The sequence below is a fragment of the Faecalibacillus sp. MSK20_93 genome, assembly GCF_020589945.1.
GTDB classification, from domain to species: domain Bacteria; phylum Bacillota_I; class Bacilli_A; order Erysipelotrichales; family Coprobacillaceae; genus Faecalibacillus; species Faecalibacillus intestinalis.
In genome coordinates this window covers 16,601-33,322 of record NZ_JAJDKA010000013.1, presented here as the reverse complement: position 1 = coordinate 33,322, position 16,722 = coordinate 16,601, and the positions used below count along the sequence as shown (strand labels likewise).

Here is a 16,722-nt window from a genome sequence, read left to right as displayed (position 1 = left end):
ATTTGTTTAAATGAATGGTTTTTATTTTAGATAATGTTATAATAAGATAGCGAGGAAAAAGAAAATGGCTATTGAAAATTATGAAACATATACAAAAAATATTCTAGAAATGATTTTTAATAATCAAGATATTGAACAATTACTACCCTATTTATCTAAAAATATCAAAGCCATGGGTTTAAATACAGAAGGTGTATTAACATATGATGATATTATTAATCATTTAAAGCAATACAAATCTAATCAATTTACATTCTTTATTGATGAATTTAATACAAATATTATTTATCAAAATGATTCAGTATGTGTAATTGAAGGTAGTTTTATTCTTCATATGGAAGAATATCAAGCAACAACTCAATATTTTTATAGTATTGTACTTAAAAATAATCAAATAGAACTTCTTCATACTTCTATAGGAAATAACATATCTCATGAAAAAGAAGAATCTTTTTCATTACCTATATGTTCTTTTAAATTAGATAAAAATCTAACAATTATCGATGTAAATGACCATTTATTAAATCTACTTTTATATCATAGTAAAGAAGAATTTTTAAACGATGTACAAAATCAGTGGATTAATTGTATTCATAAAAATGATGTTTATCATGTCATTGAAACACTTTCAAAAGACGTCTCTTCTCTTGAAAGACATCAATTAGAGTATCGTATTAGAAGAAAAGATCATAGTTATTTATGGGTCTATGATCAAGGACAATTTATTTTTAATTTACAAAAAGATGTGCTTGTTCAAAGTTGCATAAGTGATATTACGCCTATTAAAAATAGAGAATTAAATTCATTAATTGAAAAAGAAAAATATCAAATGGCATTAAAAGATAATTCTATTTCTATATTAGAATATCATATTCATGAAGATCGTATGATTATTGATATTTTAGATCAATCTAAAAAAAGAGTTTATGATCATTATTTAGATTATGTTACTTCTTCAAAGTCTACTGTCTTTGAAGAAGATAAACAAAAAATAGTTGATTTATTTACTCAAAAAAGTAAAGGACCAATTATTTTTAGAGAACATCAAAGAAATTCAAAAGATTATTATGTTAAATCATTAGATGCTACTACTATTTATAATTCAAATGATGAACCTGAAATCATACTAGCAACAGCTTCAGATATTACTCATCGTTGGCATGAACAAAATACTTTAAAACAAAGAGCTCAAAGAGATTCTCTTACTCATTTATATAATTTAGAAGCTGGAAAATATATTGTTAATGAATATATTAAGCATCATCCTGGTCAAAAAAATGCTTTAATTGTTTTAGATATTGATCATTTTAAAGAAGTTAATGATACTTATGGTCATTTATCAGGAAATGAATTATTAATTTCACTAGCTAAGTATTTATTGTTTTATACAAATCAAGATGATATTGTAATTAGAATGGGTGGAGATGAATTTGTTATCTTTGTGAAAAATATTCAAAATGATTTAAATTATTTATGTAAAGAATTAATGAATCATTTAGATGAAATTACTTTATCTCATAATCGTCTTCGTTTTTCTATGAGTATGGGTATTTATGCATTTAATACATCATTAACTTTTGATGAAGCTTTTAAAGAAGCTGATGAGGCTCTTTATCATTCTAAAAGAAATGGTAGAAGTCAATTTACCATTAAATATCAATCATAAGGGATGCATTTCCCTTTTTTTGTATTATAATATAAAAACATAAAGGGGGAATTTTATGTCTTGTACAACATTATTAGTAGGAAAAAATGCATCCTATGATGGTTCTACAATGATTGCTAGAAATGATGATTCTGGAGCTAATGGTTTTACACCTAAAAAATTTATTGTCATTTCTTCAAAAGAACAAAAAAGAAAATATAAAACAGTTATTTCACATTTAGAAATTGATTTACCAGATCATCCTATGTCTTATACAGCAATGCCTAATGCGGTTAAAGGAAAAGGAATTTGGGCTGCCAGCGGTATTAATGAAGAAAATATTGCGATGACAGCAACAGAAACAATTACCTCAAATCCAAGAGTATTAGGGGCTGATCCATTAGTAGAATATGATCAAGAAAACAATATTCCTGGTGGAATTGGAGAAGAAGATATTGTTTATATTGTTTTACCTTATATTCATAGTGCCCGTGAAGGTGTTGAAAGATTAGGTCAACTATTAGAGAAATATGGTACCTATGAAATGAATGGAATTGCTTTTCAAGATCAAAATGAAATATGGTGGTTAGAAACAATTGGTGGACATCATTGGATAGCTAAAAAAGTTCCAGATGATCACTATGTAGCTATGCCTAATCAATTTGGTATTGATAATTTTGATTTAGAAGATGCACTTACTTCCAAGAAAAATCATATGTGTTCTTCAGATATGAAAGAATTCATAGAAAAATATCATCTAGATCTTTCTTTAAATTCTAAATTTAATGCTCGTGACACATTTGGAAGTCATGATGATTCTGATCATATTTACAATACACCACGTACTTATGATATTGAAAGATATTTTAATCCACATACATTTAATCATCAACCATTTGATGATGATATTCCATGGTCACAAGTACCAGAAAAGAAAATTACAGTAGAAGATGTTAAATATGTTTTATCTTTACATTTCCAAGGAACTGATTTTGACCCTTATAAAACATATGGAGATTTATCAAAAAAAGGAATGTATCGTCCTATTGGTATCAATAGAAATGATTTCTTATCTATTATCCAACTTAGAAATCATGTATCACCAGCCTATCAAGCAATAGAATGGATTGCTTATGCATCTAACGTATTTAATACTATAGTTCCTTTCTATGGAAATATTACACAAACACCAGATTATTTATCTAATACAACAGAAACTGTCTCTACAGATAATTTCTATTGGTCAAGTCGTTTAATTGCTGCTATGGCAGATGCTTCCTATAAGAAATCATCTATTCATATCGAACGTTATCAAAAAAATGTTATGGCTAAAGGGCATCACTTAATAAACATCTATGATGAACTTTTACAAAAAGAAAACGATTTAAACAAACAACTTCAACTTAAACATCAAGCCAATCAAGAAATAGCTGATATGTTAAAAGAAGAAACAAATAAAACAATTTCACTTGTTTTAAACGAATTAAGTCTTTCAATGAAAAATAAATTTGAACGTTCAGACGCATAAAAGAGGTTCATTCGAACCTCTTTTAACTTTTATTTATTTTCATAAACAGCAATAATTTCACCAATATATCTTTGATGATAATCTTTTTGTGGATACCATCTTTCATCTAAAGATGAATCAATAAATTGTTTAGGATCAATCATATCACTATAAATTTTCTTACATACAAAAACCATTTTACCTTGTTTAAAAGTTGGTTGATTTTCTACTTCTTCTATATCAAAAGAAACTTCAGCAATTTTATCGCCATCTCTACCAGATTTAGAACCTAAAACACCTAATTCCTTTTTATAACCATCAAATAGAGTAACAGTAAAATAATCTCCGGCATCTACAAATTCTTTCGTATATCTTTGAGGTCGAATATAAACAGTCATTACATTTTTACCCCATAAATGTCCAAGTTGTCCCCAACTTGCTGTCATTGTATTAACAACTCCATCTTTTTTAGCTGAAATAAGTACCCAATGATTACTAATTTCATCAAAAGGATTAAACTTTAAATCTTGAATATTTACTTTTTCAAACATAGTATTACCCCCTAATATCCTAATTCTTCATTTATAACAAGCACCGTCATTCTACTTAACGGTTGCCTTGCAATCTTCACATAAGCACTACATATACGATCGTCACTTTGACAATCTACGCATTTTCCAACTTGAACACATGGTGTGTTCTTATGTAAACGTAATGCATTGGCTGGACATGATATGTTTTTAATATGTTGAATAGCTGAATCTTCATCATCAAAAATCTTAATCATGCCAACAATCACAATCACTTTTTTAGGACCATAAATCATTGCTGCTACTCGATTCCCATTTCCATCAATATTATAAAGATTTCCATTTCTATCGATTGCATTTGAACTTGTTAAATAAACATCAGCGAGTAATGATTGATGAAAAACATCTTCAATTTCATCTCTAGAAAGACCTTCTTGATAACGATCTAAAAAACGAACAGGTTTATTTCTTAAATAATTAATAACTCCTGTTTCAAATAAAGTCATTGAACCACCAACACCTACTGTTTGATCATCTTTAAGTAAAGAATCTAAATAATTTAATAATTCTTGTTTGTTATCTAAAAAAAGTAATTCAATATGATTTTGATTAAATGCTTTTTGCATTTTTTTATTTTTTATTTCTAATATTTTTTGAATATTTTGATCCATGCTTATTTTCTCACTTCTTTTATTTTATCTTTACACATATCATATAAATGACATTCTTTACAATTTGGATTTTGTGCTTTACAAAAATATCTACCAAAGAATATGAACTGATGATGTGCTTTATTCCATCTATCTCTAGGAATAGAACGACAAACCTTTCTTTCAACATCATTTACTGTATCATCTTTTTTAGCAAAGCCTAATCTTTTAGAAATCCGTTCAACATGTGTATCTACAGCAAATGCAGGTTCATCAAAACCAACAGATAAAACAACATTCGTTGTTTTTCTCCCTACTCCTGGTAAACTTTCTAACTCTTTTCTTGTTTTTGGCACTTCACCATTGTATTCTTCAAGCAAAACCTGTGCCATTTTCTTTAAATTTTTAGCTTTATTTCTATAGAGCCCAATAATTTTAATATCATCTTGTAAATCTTCTAAAGATGCTAAAGCAAAAGATTCAACAGTAGGATACTTTTTAAAAAGTGAAGCTGTCACTTGATTGACTTTTTTATCAGTTGTTTGTGCTGAAAGCATGACGGCTACTAAAAGTTCAAAGACATTTTGATGATTGAGTTCACAATGAGCATCAGGAAAGAGTTCTTCAAAGTAATCTAATACTTTGTTTGTTTTTTCTTTATTCATCTTCCCACCAATGATAATGACTTTCTTTTACTTTTCTTTCTTGTGGTTTTTCATCAATATATCTTTCTTTAACTCCATTTTGAGCCCAATTAATTAAAATACCTTCAATATATCTTAAAGTTAAAACTTGACTTTTAACAGCTTCTTTTAAAGCTTTTAAAATTATTTCTTCACTATAACCGCTTTGAACCCACTCTTTAATACTATCAAATTCCATCGGTGTTAATGGTCTACCAAATTGTTCTTCAAAAATATCAACCATATTCATTTTTTCTTCTACTGGAGCTTCTTTATTTTCTAAAAGTTTTTCTTCAAAATGATTTAAACATATCGCTCCATTTTTATTAAAAATCCATTTTTTCTTTAAAAGAGAATCTAAAATATGATCCATTTCATGAGGAGTAAGTGATGAATATTTTAATAATAATGAAGGTGTAATCATTTTTTTGTGCAACGTAACAAAAGTATCAATCAATAGTAATATATGACATTCTTCATCTGTCAAAGAGAGTTCTTTCCCTCTTAAAAGTAATAATCTTTCTAAATTTATACATTCTAAATCTTTTAAATATTTAATCATATCTTTTTATAATTTATATGCTTTCAAAAATTCTCCATTATCTAAAGAATAAAACGCATATAATAAAGTATCCTTTCCTTTATAAGTTAAACAATAAACAAATTGATCATTTTCATATCCTATCTCTACTTTTGTTGGATTTACTTGATATTTTTGAACAAAAGCATTCTTCACTTCTTTTTTAGAAATAGTTTTACCTTCAAAAGTATCCACCTTTTTTAATTTTTTATTACATACAACATACATTGTTTTCTTTTTATTTTTCACTTTAACAATATAATTTATTTTCTTATTTTGATAAGCATTAAAATAGTCATCATAGTCATAATGGTATTGACTACATATTTCTTCTTGTATACTTACTAAATCATTTTTATGCTTTGTGTAAGGAACATGTACCCAAAGCATGTAAAAACATATATATACAAAAACAATAACTAAAAATGTTAACACGATTTTAAAACGATGTTTTCTAAAAAAAGCTTTCATACATTATTCCTCCATGCCACCTTATTATAACCTTTTTAAACAAAAAGAAAAAGCCTTTTGGCTTAGTCTCTTCCTCGATCATTTCCTAAAACAACTAAGACAATTCTAAGCAATGAAAGAAGGGTCGATAACATTCCTGCAACATAGGTTAGCGCTGCAGCTGTTAACATTTTTTTAGCTCCAAAATATTCATCTTGAACTAAATAACGATCATTTAAAATACTCAAAGCTCTAGAAGATGCATCAAATTCAACTGGAAGGGTAACAATTTGAAATAACAACATTAAGCTTGTAAGTAAAACACCAATCCAAGCAATAGATGTTCTTCCCATAAAAAGACCAATCATAATAGCAACCCATCCTAAATTATAAGAAAAGTTACATACAGGAACGATAGCATTTCTAAATGTCAATGGTCTATAACCTTCTTGATGTTGAAGTGCATGTCCACATTCGTGAGCAGCTACCGCAAGTGAAGCAATACTTGTCCCATGATAAATATCACGAGATAGATGTAATGTTTGGTTACTTGGATTATAGTGATCGCTTAAACGTCCTTGAACTTCAAAGATTTGAACAGAAGACAAACCATGTTGATCAAGAATTTCTCGCGCCACATCATAGCCCGTTAAATGTCTGCTATTTTGAACCTTTGAATATTTATTATAAGCACTTGAAACTTTCATTTGTGCAAGTGCCATCAAAGCAACACCAACTAGAACAAGTATATTCCCTAACATATAATAAGAATTTGTATAATAGTAATAATTAAACATTTTATTCACCTCGATTTATAGTTTACACTTCTATTATGAACAGAAAATGAAAAAGATGCTTAATTCATAGCATCTTTTAATCTGTTACTAGGTTTAAATGTCACTGTTTTACTAGCAGGAATAATCATTTCTTCTTGAGTTTTAGGAGAAATTCCTTTTCTAGCTTTACGATCATTGACTTTAAAAGTACCAAATCCAGAAATAAGTACCTTATCTCCTTCAACAACGCTTCTAGTAATCGTATTAAACACAGTATCTACAAGTAGTTCTGCTTCTTTTTTTGTTAAATTACGTTCTATTGAAACTGATTCAACTAATTCTTTCTTATTCATTTTCACACCCCGCAATAATAAAAATACTAGGTTAGTATAGCATCTAAAAAATGTTGTTTCAAGAGATTTTTAAAGAACTTTTTTAAAAAATTATAAAACAATTGCTATCACATTTGATTTACCTTTATTTACAATTTTTGACAATATATCATGTATTTTTAAACTTGCATTTTCTGGAATCATATTCAATTTATAATACATCCCTTCTTCTATTAAATCACCTAATTTTCTGCCAAAAACATCACATGAAAAAATAGCTTCCTTATCATTTCCATTATGATTTAAATAATCAATAAAGCTTTCCGCTTGTTGCTTTGAACCAATAATTGGTTCAAATGTACTTTCAATATCAATTTTAATCATATAAGTGGTTGCTGCTTTACTTTTTAACTTCATTCCATATCTAGAACCTTGTTTAATAATTTCTGGTTTTGATAATTCTATTTCTTCTAAACGAGGAATCGCATAACCATAACCTGTTTGTCTTACCATACTAAGGGCATTCGAAATACCATCATATTCATCCTTGATAGTCATCAATTCTTGTAACAAGGCAAGAATAGAAGAACGATCTACTTCATAACCAACAATATTTGTTAGTAATTCATCATATAAACCATTTCTTTCTTCAATGCGAATCGTCGCTGAAGAATGAGATGTATCGACACTTTTTAAATAAGCTCTTTTAACAAAGTCATACGATTCAATACCTTCTGTAAGATGTTTGACATCTTTTATTTTTTTGATTTCTACTAATGAATTTTTTAGTGCTTCATCTAATGTTTGTTTTAACCAATGTTTTTGATTTAACATTGCAATATAACGTGGAACTTCAATTTTCACTTCATGAATTCCAAATTCATTAAGTGCTTCTTGTAAAAGATGCACGATTTGAGTTTCTAACATGTTGGTTGTATCAATAGCAATGATTGGTACATCGTATTCTTTTTGATAACTTTCAACAACATTTTGACACTTTGAACTTGAAGGATCTTTACTATTGACAATCACAATAAATGGTTTCCCTATATCTTGCAACTCTTGAATGATTTCTTTTGTTGCACTGTGATAACTTTGTTCATCAATATCTAGAAAACTACCATCACTAGTAACAACGATTCCAATCGTTGAATGATCTTGAATAACCTTTTTTGTTCCAATTTTAGCTGCTTGATCAAAAGGTATACTTTCATTATACCATGGTGTTTTAACAAGACGTATCCCACTGTCATCTTGATAACCACTTGCCCCTTCAATCACATATCCTACACAATCAACTAAACGTACATTGATTTTAAAATCATCTTGTAAATCTATCTTGACGGCTTGATTCGGTATAAACTTAGGTTCTACAGTCATAATCATTTTGCCTTTTCCTGATTGTGGAAGTTCATCGATCGTTCTTATCTTTACATCAGGATCTTCAATATAAGGAATAACCGCCATTTCCATAAATCTTTTAATAAAAGTCGATTTTCCACTTCTTACAGGTCCAACAATTCCTAAATAAATATCACCTTGACATCTTTTACCAATATCTTTAAGAATTTGTTTCGTTTCCATTATCATAACTCCTTTTATTCCAATATATTAAAAACTTACGAAATCATTCCTAAATAATAAAAACAAAGCATAAAAACAAATGAAAGAAAATCTAAGAAAAAGCCTAACCATAATGTATAGCTATACTTCTTTAAATGAATACTTCCATAATATAAAGAGACAACATATAAAGTTGTATCACTTCCAGTTTGTAAAATTGATCCCATTAAACTATAAAGATGATCTATTCCATAATGATCATAAATTCTTTTTAAAATAATAAGAGAAGTTTGACTACTTATTGGTCTTGTAAAAGCCATTAATAATAAATCAAGGGGAATTGAAAAAAATCGAATAAAGAAAGTACCTATTAAAGAGATAAAACCACTACTTAAAAAAAGATTGACCCATAAAGTAAGAAGCATTAAAGAAGGAAAAAGAATCATTAAATAATGCATTCCTTCTTTGACTCCTGTAATAAATTCTTCATAAATAGGTATTTTTTTATAAGCACATTCTAAAAAACTCCATAAAATAATAAGTAGAATTAAATTAGACATGTTCAATCACCTTAATAATAACAATTCCTATAATTGTAATTGAAAAACCAATAAATAAACTATAAGGATAAAAAGCTAAAATATTTTGACTATGATAATTTTGTCTAATTGTCATCATGGTAGTTGGTAAAATAGAAAAGCCTGCCGTATTGATTACTACGAGTATTTTTATTTGAAGAGGATAATTCTTTTCTTTTAATTTAGAAATTGCTTGTAAACCACTCATTGTAGCAAGTGTTCCAAGTCCTAATAGATTAGCAATCAAATTTGAAGATAGTGCTTGATAGATTTGTTCATCTTGAATACATCGTCCATAGATCCAACGTAATAGTGGTTTAAATAGAAAATTTAAATGATTCACCATATTTGAAGCCTGAATGATTTTTAACAAACCATTCCATAAACAAATACTTAAAATAAGTGTTTTACAAAGTTCAAAGACATCAAAAGGTGTTTGTAAAAGAGCTTTTAACATGGCTTCTTGTTTATTAAAAATCAAACCAACAATAATAAAAAGAATAATTCCATAATGAAAGATCTTATTCATAAACTAGATCCTTTAAGATCATTAAATAAAAATCTCTAAACCGATATCTCTTTAATTTAATTTTTTTAATATACGTTTGATTTCTATAAATAAACATTTCTTCATTATGAATCAAATAACTTACACTTTCATCCTTTTCTTTTGACATCAACAAATCATTTTCAAACAAGTACCAGTTTCCTTTAATATTTCTAACCCCTTTATCAAACAACACAAGTTTTTCATAATTTTTAAAACATTCCTCATACTTTTTTTGATGAAACTCAAAATCATTTCCACAATTAAAAGTAACAATAATTAAATCAACTTGTTTTTTTATAGCTCGTGTAATCAATGTTCTTTTGGCTTTTTTGGTATAACCTGTTTTACCACCAACACAATAAGGGTATTCTTTTAAAAGACGATTTTTATTATGCCAATAACCTTTTCCATCTAGTCTTTTATACTCTTTTGTTTTAACAATTTGATTAAAAAGAGGGTTTTGGCAACAATAACGATAAAGTATCGCCATTTCTTTAACTGTTGATAAATTTCCTTCATCTTCTTCATCTAAACCTGAAGGATTCGAAAAATGTGTCTGTTTCATTCCTATATCTCTAGCTTTTTCATTCATCATTTCCACAAAACGATCAACACTTCCACCAACACTTTTAGCCAGCATTAAAGCACAGTCATTCCCACTTCGAAGCATTAAACCATATAAAAGATCTTGAATCGTAATTTGATCTTTTATATGTATATAGACACAACTCCCATAAGCTTTATTAATCGTTTCATCAACTGTAATCTTTTTATCTAAGCGACTATTTTCAATAACAACGATGGCAGTCATAATTTTAGAAATTGAAGCAACACTTTGTAAATAATCTATATTTCTGCCTTCTACAACATATTGATTTAAACTATCATATACAATATAACTCTTACCATAAAACTCGACATTGGTACAAATCATTTGAAAAATCATCAAAAAACTAATCAATAATTTCATTATATCACCTATATCATTCTATGTTTCTTCTTTCCATTTAACACAAATAGATTAAATACACTACATAGGAAAGTAACATCAAAAGACCACCTATTCTATTTAATTCATGTCGATAAATCGTTAAAAGCCATAATAAACAACCACTTCCTATAGCTACAAACATATCTATAATAAATTTACTTTCAAAAGGTACTGGACAAATTAAAGAAACACCTCCAGCAATAAATAAAATATTAAAAATATTACTTCCGACAATATTTCCAATCGCAATACCCACATGATCTTTTCTAGCTGCCTGTAAAGAGGTTACTAATTCAGGCAATGATGTTCCAAAAGCAACAATCGTTAAACCGATGAATCTTTGAGAAAAATGTAACCAATAAGCTATTTGAGTGGCTGCTTTAACAACCAGTTGACTACCAATCATAACAAAAAAGATGCCTAAACCAATCAACAACACACATCCTATAAAAGAGTATTGTGTAGAAACTTCCTCCTCACTTTCTTTTTGTGACAGCCAAAACAAATAAAGTAAATAAATGATAAACATACCTATTAAAATAAGTCCTTCTTGAAATGATACAACTTGTTGACTTTTTCCCATAACAAGTAAAACAAGACTTGAAAGCAACATATAAGGAATTTCAATGAACAATGTTGATTTTTCAATCTTTATTTTTGTAATCAAAGCGCTCATTCCTAAAACAATCAAAATATTTAAAATATTACTTCCAACAACATTCCCAATGGTAATTCCTGAATTTCCTTTTAACCCTGCTACTAATGAAACAGCTGCCTCTGGCAAACTGGTTCCCATCGCACAAATCGTCAATCCAATAACTAATTGAGAAACATGAAAAATACTTGCCAGTGAAGATGCTCCATCTACAAACCAATCCGCTCCTTTCACTAAAACAAAAAAGCCTGCTGTTAGTACAATAAGCGAATAAATCATTTTATCCCTCCTGTTTTCATTCTATTAAGATTTATTCATTAAATGAAAAAGAAGGGTAAATTTCCCTTCTTTCAATGATTATCGCTTGATTGAAATAAAATGACTTCTATCTATATATCTTATTTTCTTTTGTTCAAAAAGATCAATTATTTGTAAAAAACGTGCATCTTGTTTACATTCAAAAGAATATTGTTGATTTCTTGTTGTTACTAACATACAAACTACCTTTTGTTTTAAAGATAGATCAACTTCATAAAAATCATCATAGTCTATTTCAAAAAGCTGATGTTTTTCTATATCATAACATTCAACTTTATCACTTGAAAAATATAAATATTTTTCAAAATCTTTATCTTCCATTATTTCTTAATGAATACCAAAGAATAACCCAGAAAAACGAAAGGCTTTTTTATATTCCTTATATGCTTTTTCTAGTTGATCAAGACTTAAAATGAGTTTTACTTTCATCATTTTTTCTCCTTATATAAAATACTATCGTTATAATTAAACAAATAACTACATAAAAATCTATAGCAGGTAATGGAAAAGAAAGTTGAACTTGATTTCCATGAAATAATTTATTAAAGATAAATAAGATAATAAGTAAAATTATATTTTTTCGATAATCTATGGCATCACTATTCCATAAGGCAATAAAATATAAAATAGGTAAAAAATAAAATAAACAATAAATAATAAAACTAATATGAATACTAATATATCCTAAAGAATTTAAAGAATTCGTAAGTAAGCTTTGACCACAAACCATGGTCATGATCATAAAAATTTCCATTAAATAATCAAAGACCCATACTTTATCTATTATCTTCATATAAATCTCACATTCCTTTCTACATGTATTCTAATAAATACTTTATTTGCCTAGAGATGTAATTTATCTTTTCCTTACTTTTATTATATTATTATATTATTTATATATCAATATTATTTTTATTATTTTAATACAAAAAAGATCTAAGAAATTCTTAGATCTTTAATCGTTGATAATATTTAATATATTTAGAAAGTGGTAATCCTTCTTTGTTATTGATATAAAAAACTTCTTGACCCTTTAATACAACATATTTTTGTTTATATTTAAAACATAAATCACTATCTTTTTGAGTTATCAGAGGGTATTGCTGAATAATTTTTTTATAAGCTATTTTATTTTTAAAAATATTTTCTACTTGATATTCAAAAATACCTTTTGAAATAGCTGACGTATATCCTTTATAATAGCCTTCCATCATTCCATGATCCCCTTCAATAGAATATCCTTGATATAACATTCCACCATCTTCATAGCTATAAGGTTGTTGCAAGCTTTGGACAGGTTCAATAGCGCTATAAGGATCGCCATCTGCTGGATGGTCATACAAACTTAAAGCAATTGTAGCAATAACACAAAGATAAACAATCGCATTAGATTTTTGATGTTTTTCTTTATAAAGATGTCCAAGATAACCAATTAACCAAGAAATAAGTAAAATCAGAAATGATTTGAAACCATTTTGTTTTAATAAATCTAATAAAATCAAAATAATCCCAACATAAAGATTTATTTTAGATAAAGTATTAAAAATATTTTCTAAATAAAAGGGCTTATTTTTCATTTCTTTTTTTAAATGTGATAGATTACATAAGCCAAAAAAGAACAAAGAGAAGCTTATAAGACTTACAGCAGTATAAAATAAATAAGTACCAAAATAAAAAGTCAAATAAGGTAAACTTGGCAACCCATGTATTTTAAAAGGTTGATAAGCAATTAATAAAACAATGGCCATGATCATTAAAAAATAATGAGTTGTAAAATTATAGATCGTTGATAAGATTTCTTTTTTATCACCTACATCTTGTTTTAAAGGTTGAGCAAAAAGATCTTCAACTTCTACTACTTGTAACCCAAAATAATTAACAATAATACGGCATCCTGCTTCTTTTATATCTTTATTTATTTGTTTATAATATATTTTATAATGCTTTCTTTGTGGTGTTCTTTTTTCAAATGTTAAAAAATTTAGACTTATATTTTTTAAATACCATCCTTCTAAAGCTTTATTTTCTAATAAATCAATAAATTGATCTTCATTTACTAAATAATCTTTTGTAGATATTCTTTTATATTTCATAAACATCACCCATCTTTATTATATCAATATATTATATTCATTCAACAAATATTATTTTTATTATAAAGTATATAAAAAGTTGCCTAAGCAACTTTCTATGGTAGTGGTTTTTCACTTGCAAGATAGAGATCATACCATTCTTGTCTTGTAAGCGTAAAATCACATGCTTTAATTGTTTCTTTTAAATGTTGAGAGGATGTTGTCCCTACGATTGGTTGCATATGTGCAGGATGACGAAGTAACCAAGCAATCGCTATTGCTGGTTTAGTTACTTGATATTTATGAGCTAATTGTTGCATAACATCATTTAATTTTTGATAATTTGGATGATCAATAAAAGTTCCTTCCGCCCAAGAAGCTTGGATTGAACTCCATGGTTGGATCGTAATATCATTTAAACGACAATAATCTAAAACACCACCATCTTTATCTTGCGCAAATGCTTCTTTCATATTCATATTTAATCCTGAATCAATCATTACTGAATGAACGATTGATAATTGTAATTGATTAATAATAATTGGATATTTTAAATATTTCTTTAATAATTCTATTTGTAAAGGTGTGTGATTAGAAACACCAAAATAATGAACTTTTCCAGCTTCATATAATTCATTAAAAGTTTCAGCAACTTCTTGAGGATCACATAAAGCATCTGGTCTATGAAGCAAAAGAATATCTACATAATCTGTATGTAATCTTTCTAATGATTCATTGACACATTTTAAGATATGTTCCTTAGAAAAATCATATCTTTTTCCAGGAACAATACCACACTTTGTTTGAATAATCATCTGTTTTCTATATTCAGGATGTCTTTTTAATACTTCACCAAATAATTCTTCTGATTTTCCTCCACCATAAATATCTGCATGATCAAAAAAATTAATTCCTGATTCTAGAGCAGTTTTGACAAGTTCTTCCACTTCTTCAATGCTTTTATCAGCAATTCTCATACATCCTAAAGCAATCTTTGATACCTTTAAATCCGTTTGTGGTAATGTTAAATATTCCATAGATAGCTCCTTTATAATTTTAATAAATTTAAACCAATTTCTTCATCAAAGTAACGATCTACTTGTCCATTGATGACTTGAATAACCATTTCACATGTTGCTGAAACAATTGCTTTATTTAAATGACCACCAAAAACTTCTCCTTGATCATTTCCAGCAGATAGATGCATATGACTATAATATTCACCATTCATTGTATTAATAGTTCCCGTAAGAGATACAATTTCATAATCACCTTTAAATTCATTAGCATAATATTTCTTTTCCTTTGTTTTAAAAACACCGACTGTAAAATCATTAATTGCACCTAAAGCTTGAATACTTGCAAGTTTGATATTTTCTTTTAAAGCAATATTTTTAACTTGTTCAACAATATCTTCACCCTTATCAATTCTTGCGATAATTGTATTTTCAAATTTTTTATATTTCATTTTCTTTCCTCCTATTGATAAACCCGATATTTCCATTTTCCTTTCAAAAAACGTGTTGATAATAATAAACATCTAGAAATATTATCTAAAACCATCATGATCCAAACACTTTCAAGTCCAAATGAAAAGACATTGATCATGAGCATTGAACCAAAAATCCTTATTCCCCACATCGTAATCAAAGAAAATACAAATGGTGCTTTGGTATCCCCCATTCCATTAAAAGTTCCTTCTAAAATAATCAAGATACCATAGATTGGTTCACTAATAGAAACAATCCTTAATACCCTAGTTCCTAAAGCGATAACTTTTTGATCAGGAGTAAAAATCGACATAATATTTTGAGCATTTATGAATAATAAAACACCAGCAATAGCCATGATACTTAAAGTAATTGCACATGTAAGATACGTCATTCTTTTAACTTTAGATTCATCTTTTTCACCAACAGCATTTCCTACGAGTGTACTTGCTGCTGATTGGAAACCATACCCCGGTGCATAAAACGCTTGTTCTGCTTGAATTGCTATCGAATGTGTTGCCAAAGAAACAACTCCTAATTTAGCAATCAACGAAGCAAAAGTAACATGTCCTAAACAAATAACACTTCTTTCCATAACAACAGGAATAGAAATTTTTAAACATTCTAAACATACTGGTTTATGAAAATGAAATCCTGTATGTTTAAAATCAAAGATTTTATTTTGATAATAATGTCTAAACATCAAAATTCCTCCAACAATATAAGAAATAGCTGAAGCTATCGCTGCTCCGGCTACAGATAAACCAGCTCCATAAACAGTTATACCAAATATCTTTCTTGTCGGATAAATTAAAAAGAAATTTAAAATGATATTGATTATATTCATATAAACATTGATCATCATTGGTGTTTTCATATCTTTAACAGCTCTTAAAGTTGAAGAGAGAATAATAATAAATGTTCTAAATATAAATGGTGCTGATACAATTAAAAAATATAAAAAAGCATCATGCCTTATTTCTTTGGCACCATTGAGCCAACCAGGTAAAAATGGAGCAATTATGATACTAATAATAGTTGTTATCAATCCTATAATAAAAGAAATAAATAAGGCTTGTTGACCCGCAATCTGTACTTTTTTATAATCTTTAGCGCCATCTGATTGAGCACATACGGCTAAGACACCCACTCCAAAGGCAACCGAAATACTTCCTAACAACCAAGTAACAGTAGATGTTAAACCAACTGCTGCAGAAGCTGTTGCTCCCATAGAACCAACCATCGCTGTATCTACATAAGTCACTACCGTATTCATTGCTTCTTGAATAATAGCAGGCCATGCAAGATGACATATATTTTTTATCTCATTTCCATATTTCATCCTATAACCT

General features: G+C 27.8%; 20 protein-coding genes. 2 read left to right on the top strand and 18 right to left on the bottom strand.

What is annotated here, in order from left to right:
* The first annotated feature begins 64 nt into the window (after positions 1 to 64).
* Together LJD34_RS05800 and LJD34_RS05795 are read left to right on the top strand one after the other, a co-directional pair.
* A complete protein-coding gene (locus tag LJD34_RS05800) occupies positions 65 to 1,666 on the top strand; it encodes a sensor domain-containing diguanylate cyclase (RefSeq protein ID WP_022001825.1) in 1,602 nt (533 codons plus the stop codon).
* 55 nt (positions 1,667 to 1,721) lie between these two features.
* Complete coding sequence (locus LJD34_RS05795) at positions 1,722 to 3,173, top strand: C69 family dipeptidase (protein WP_022001826.1); 1,452 nt, start codon at positions 1,722 to 1,724, stop codon at positions 3,171 to 3,173.
* Between the two features lie 29 nt (positions 3,174 to 3,202).
* Here LJD34_RS05795 and LJD34_RS05790 read toward each other — a convergent pair whose 3' ends face one another.
* The 18 genes from LJD34_RS05790 to LJD34_RS05705 form a co-directional block, all read right to left on the bottom strand.
* Complete coding sequence (locus LJD34_RS05790; protein ID WP_022001827.1) at positions 3,203 to 3,703, bottom strand: hypothetical protein; 501 nt, start codon at positions 3,701 to 3,703, stop codon at positions 3,203 to 3,205.
* An 11-nt stretch (positions 3,704 to 3,714) separates the two neighbouring features.
* A complete protein-coding gene (locus tag LJD34_RS05785) occupies positions 3,715 to 4,353 on the bottom strand; it encodes a lactate utilization protein (protein WP_227359401.1) in 639 nt (212 codons plus the stop codon).
* A 2-nt stretch (positions 4,354 to 4,355) separates the two neighbouring features.
* The gene (gene nth, locus LJD34_RS05780) at positions 4,356 to 4,997 is read right to left on the bottom strand and encodes an endonuclease III (RefSeq protein WP_032090596.1); all 642 of its coding nucleotides are present in this window, start codon (positions 4,995 to 4,997) and stop codon (positions 4,356 to 4,358) included.
* Positions 4,990 to 5,577: a DnaD domain-containing protein gene (locus tag LJD34_RS05775; RefSeq protein ID WP_175301856.1), complete on the bottom strand. Its 588-nt coding sequence runs from the start codon at positions 5,575 to 5,577 to the stop codon at positions 4,990 to 4,992. Before LJD34_RS05775 ends, nth begins: the two co-directional genes overlap by 8 nt.
* A gap of 6 nt (positions 5,578 to 5,583) precedes the next feature.
* On the bottom strand, positions 5,584 to 6,066 hold the full coding sequence (locus LJD34_RS05770; RefSeq protein WP_032090598.1) for a hypothetical protein: 483 nt from the start codon (positions 6,064 to 6,066) through the stop codon (positions 5,584 to 5,586).
* A gap of 62 nt (positions 6,067 to 6,128) precedes the next feature.
* Positions 6,129 to 6,842: a zinc metallopeptidase gene (locus LJD34_RS05765; RefSeq protein ID WP_022001832.1), complete on the bottom strand. Its 714-nt coding sequence runs from the start codon at positions 6,840 to 6,842 to the stop codon at positions 6,129 to 6,131.
* 59 nt (positions 6,843 to 6,901) lie between these two features.
* The gene (locus LJD34_RS05760; RefSeq protein WP_022001833.1) at positions 6,902 to 7,174 is read right to left on the bottom strand and encodes an HU family DNA-binding protein; all 273 of its coding nucleotides are present in this window, start codon (positions 7,172 to 7,174) and stop codon (positions 6,902 to 6,904) included.
* A 90-nt stretch (positions 7,175 to 7,264) separates the two neighbouring features.
* On the bottom strand, positions 7,265 to 8,737 hold the full coding sequence (gene spoIVA, locus LJD34_RS05755) for a stage IV sporulation protein A (RefSeq protein WP_022001834.1): 1,473 nt from the start codon (positions 8,735 to 8,737) through the stop codon (positions 7,265 to 7,267).
* Between the two features lie 35 nt (positions 8,738 to 8,772).
* Positions 8,773 to 9,276, bottom strand: a complete 504-nt coding sequence (locus LJD34_RS05750) for a hypothetical protein (protein ID WP_052010927.1) — start codon at positions 9,274 to 9,276, stop codon at positions 8,773 to 8,775.
* Positions 9,269 to 9,823, bottom strand: a complete 555-nt coding sequence (locus LJD34_RS05745; RefSeq protein ID WP_147579465.1) for a hypothetical protein — start codon at positions 9,821 to 9,823, stop codon at positions 9,269 to 9,271. Before LJD34_RS05745 ends, LJD34_RS05750 begins: the two co-directional genes overlap by 8 nt.
* The gene (locus LJD34_RS05740) at positions 9,816 to 10,814 is read right to left on the bottom strand and encodes a D-alanyl-D-alanine carboxypeptidase family protein (protein WP_227359400.1); all 999 of its coding nucleotides are present in this window, start codon (positions 10,812 to 10,814) and stop codon (positions 9,816 to 9,818) included. The genes LJD34_RS05745 and LJD34_RS05740 overlap by 8 nt, the downstream gene beginning before the upstream one ends.
* A gap of 37 nt (positions 10,815 to 10,851) precedes the next feature.
* Positions 10,852 to 11,769 (bottom strand): calcium/sodium antiporter, encoded by a 918-nt coding sequence (locus LJD34_RS05735; protein WP_227359399.1) that lies wholly within the window; start codon positions 11,767 to 11,769, stop codon positions 10,852 to 10,854.
* A gap of 78 nt (positions 11,770 to 11,847) precedes the next feature.
* On the bottom strand, positions 11,848 to 12,129 hold the full coding sequence (locus LJD34_RS05730; protein ID WP_227359398.1) for a hypothetical protein: 282 nt from the start codon (positions 12,127 to 12,129) through the stop codon (positions 11,848 to 11,850).
* Positions 12,130 to 12,208: 79 nt separating this feature from the next.
* On the bottom strand, positions 12,209 to 12,601 hold the full coding sequence (locus tag LJD34_RS05725; protein WP_227359397.1) for a hypothetical protein: 393 nt from the start codon (positions 12,599 to 12,601) through the stop codon (positions 12,209 to 12,211).
* Positions 12,602 to 12,755: 154 nt separating this feature from the next.
* The gene (locus tag LJD34_RS05720; protein WP_227359396.1) at positions 12,756 to 13,901 is read right to left on the bottom strand and encodes a DUF2812 domain-containing protein; all 1,146 of its coding nucleotides are present in this window, start codon (positions 13,899 to 13,901) and stop codon (positions 12,756 to 12,758) included.
* A 95-nt stretch (positions 13,902 to 13,996) separates the two neighbouring features.
* Positions 13,997 to 14,917, bottom strand: a complete 921-nt coding sequence (locus LJD34_RS05715; RefSeq protein ID WP_032090605.1) for an aldo/keto reductase — start codon at positions 14,915 to 14,917, stop codon at positions 13,997 to 13,999.
* 11 nt (positions 14,918 to 14,928) lie between these two features.
* On the bottom strand, positions 14,929 to 15,348 hold the full coding sequence (locus LJD34_RS05710; protein ID WP_022001844.1) for a PPC domain-containing DNA-binding protein: 420 nt from the start codon (positions 15,346 to 15,348) through the stop codon (positions 14,929 to 14,931).
* Between the two features lie 11 nt (positions 15,349 to 15,359).
* Positions 15,360 to 16,712 carry an MATE family efflux transporter gene (locus LJD34_RS05705; RefSeq protein WP_147579460.1) on the bottom strand — a complete coding sequence of 451 codons (1,353 nt, stop codon included), beginning with the start codon at positions 16,710 to 16,712 and terminating at the stop codon, positions 15,360 to 15,362.
* Positions 16,713 to 16,722 lie beyond the last annotated feature (10 nt).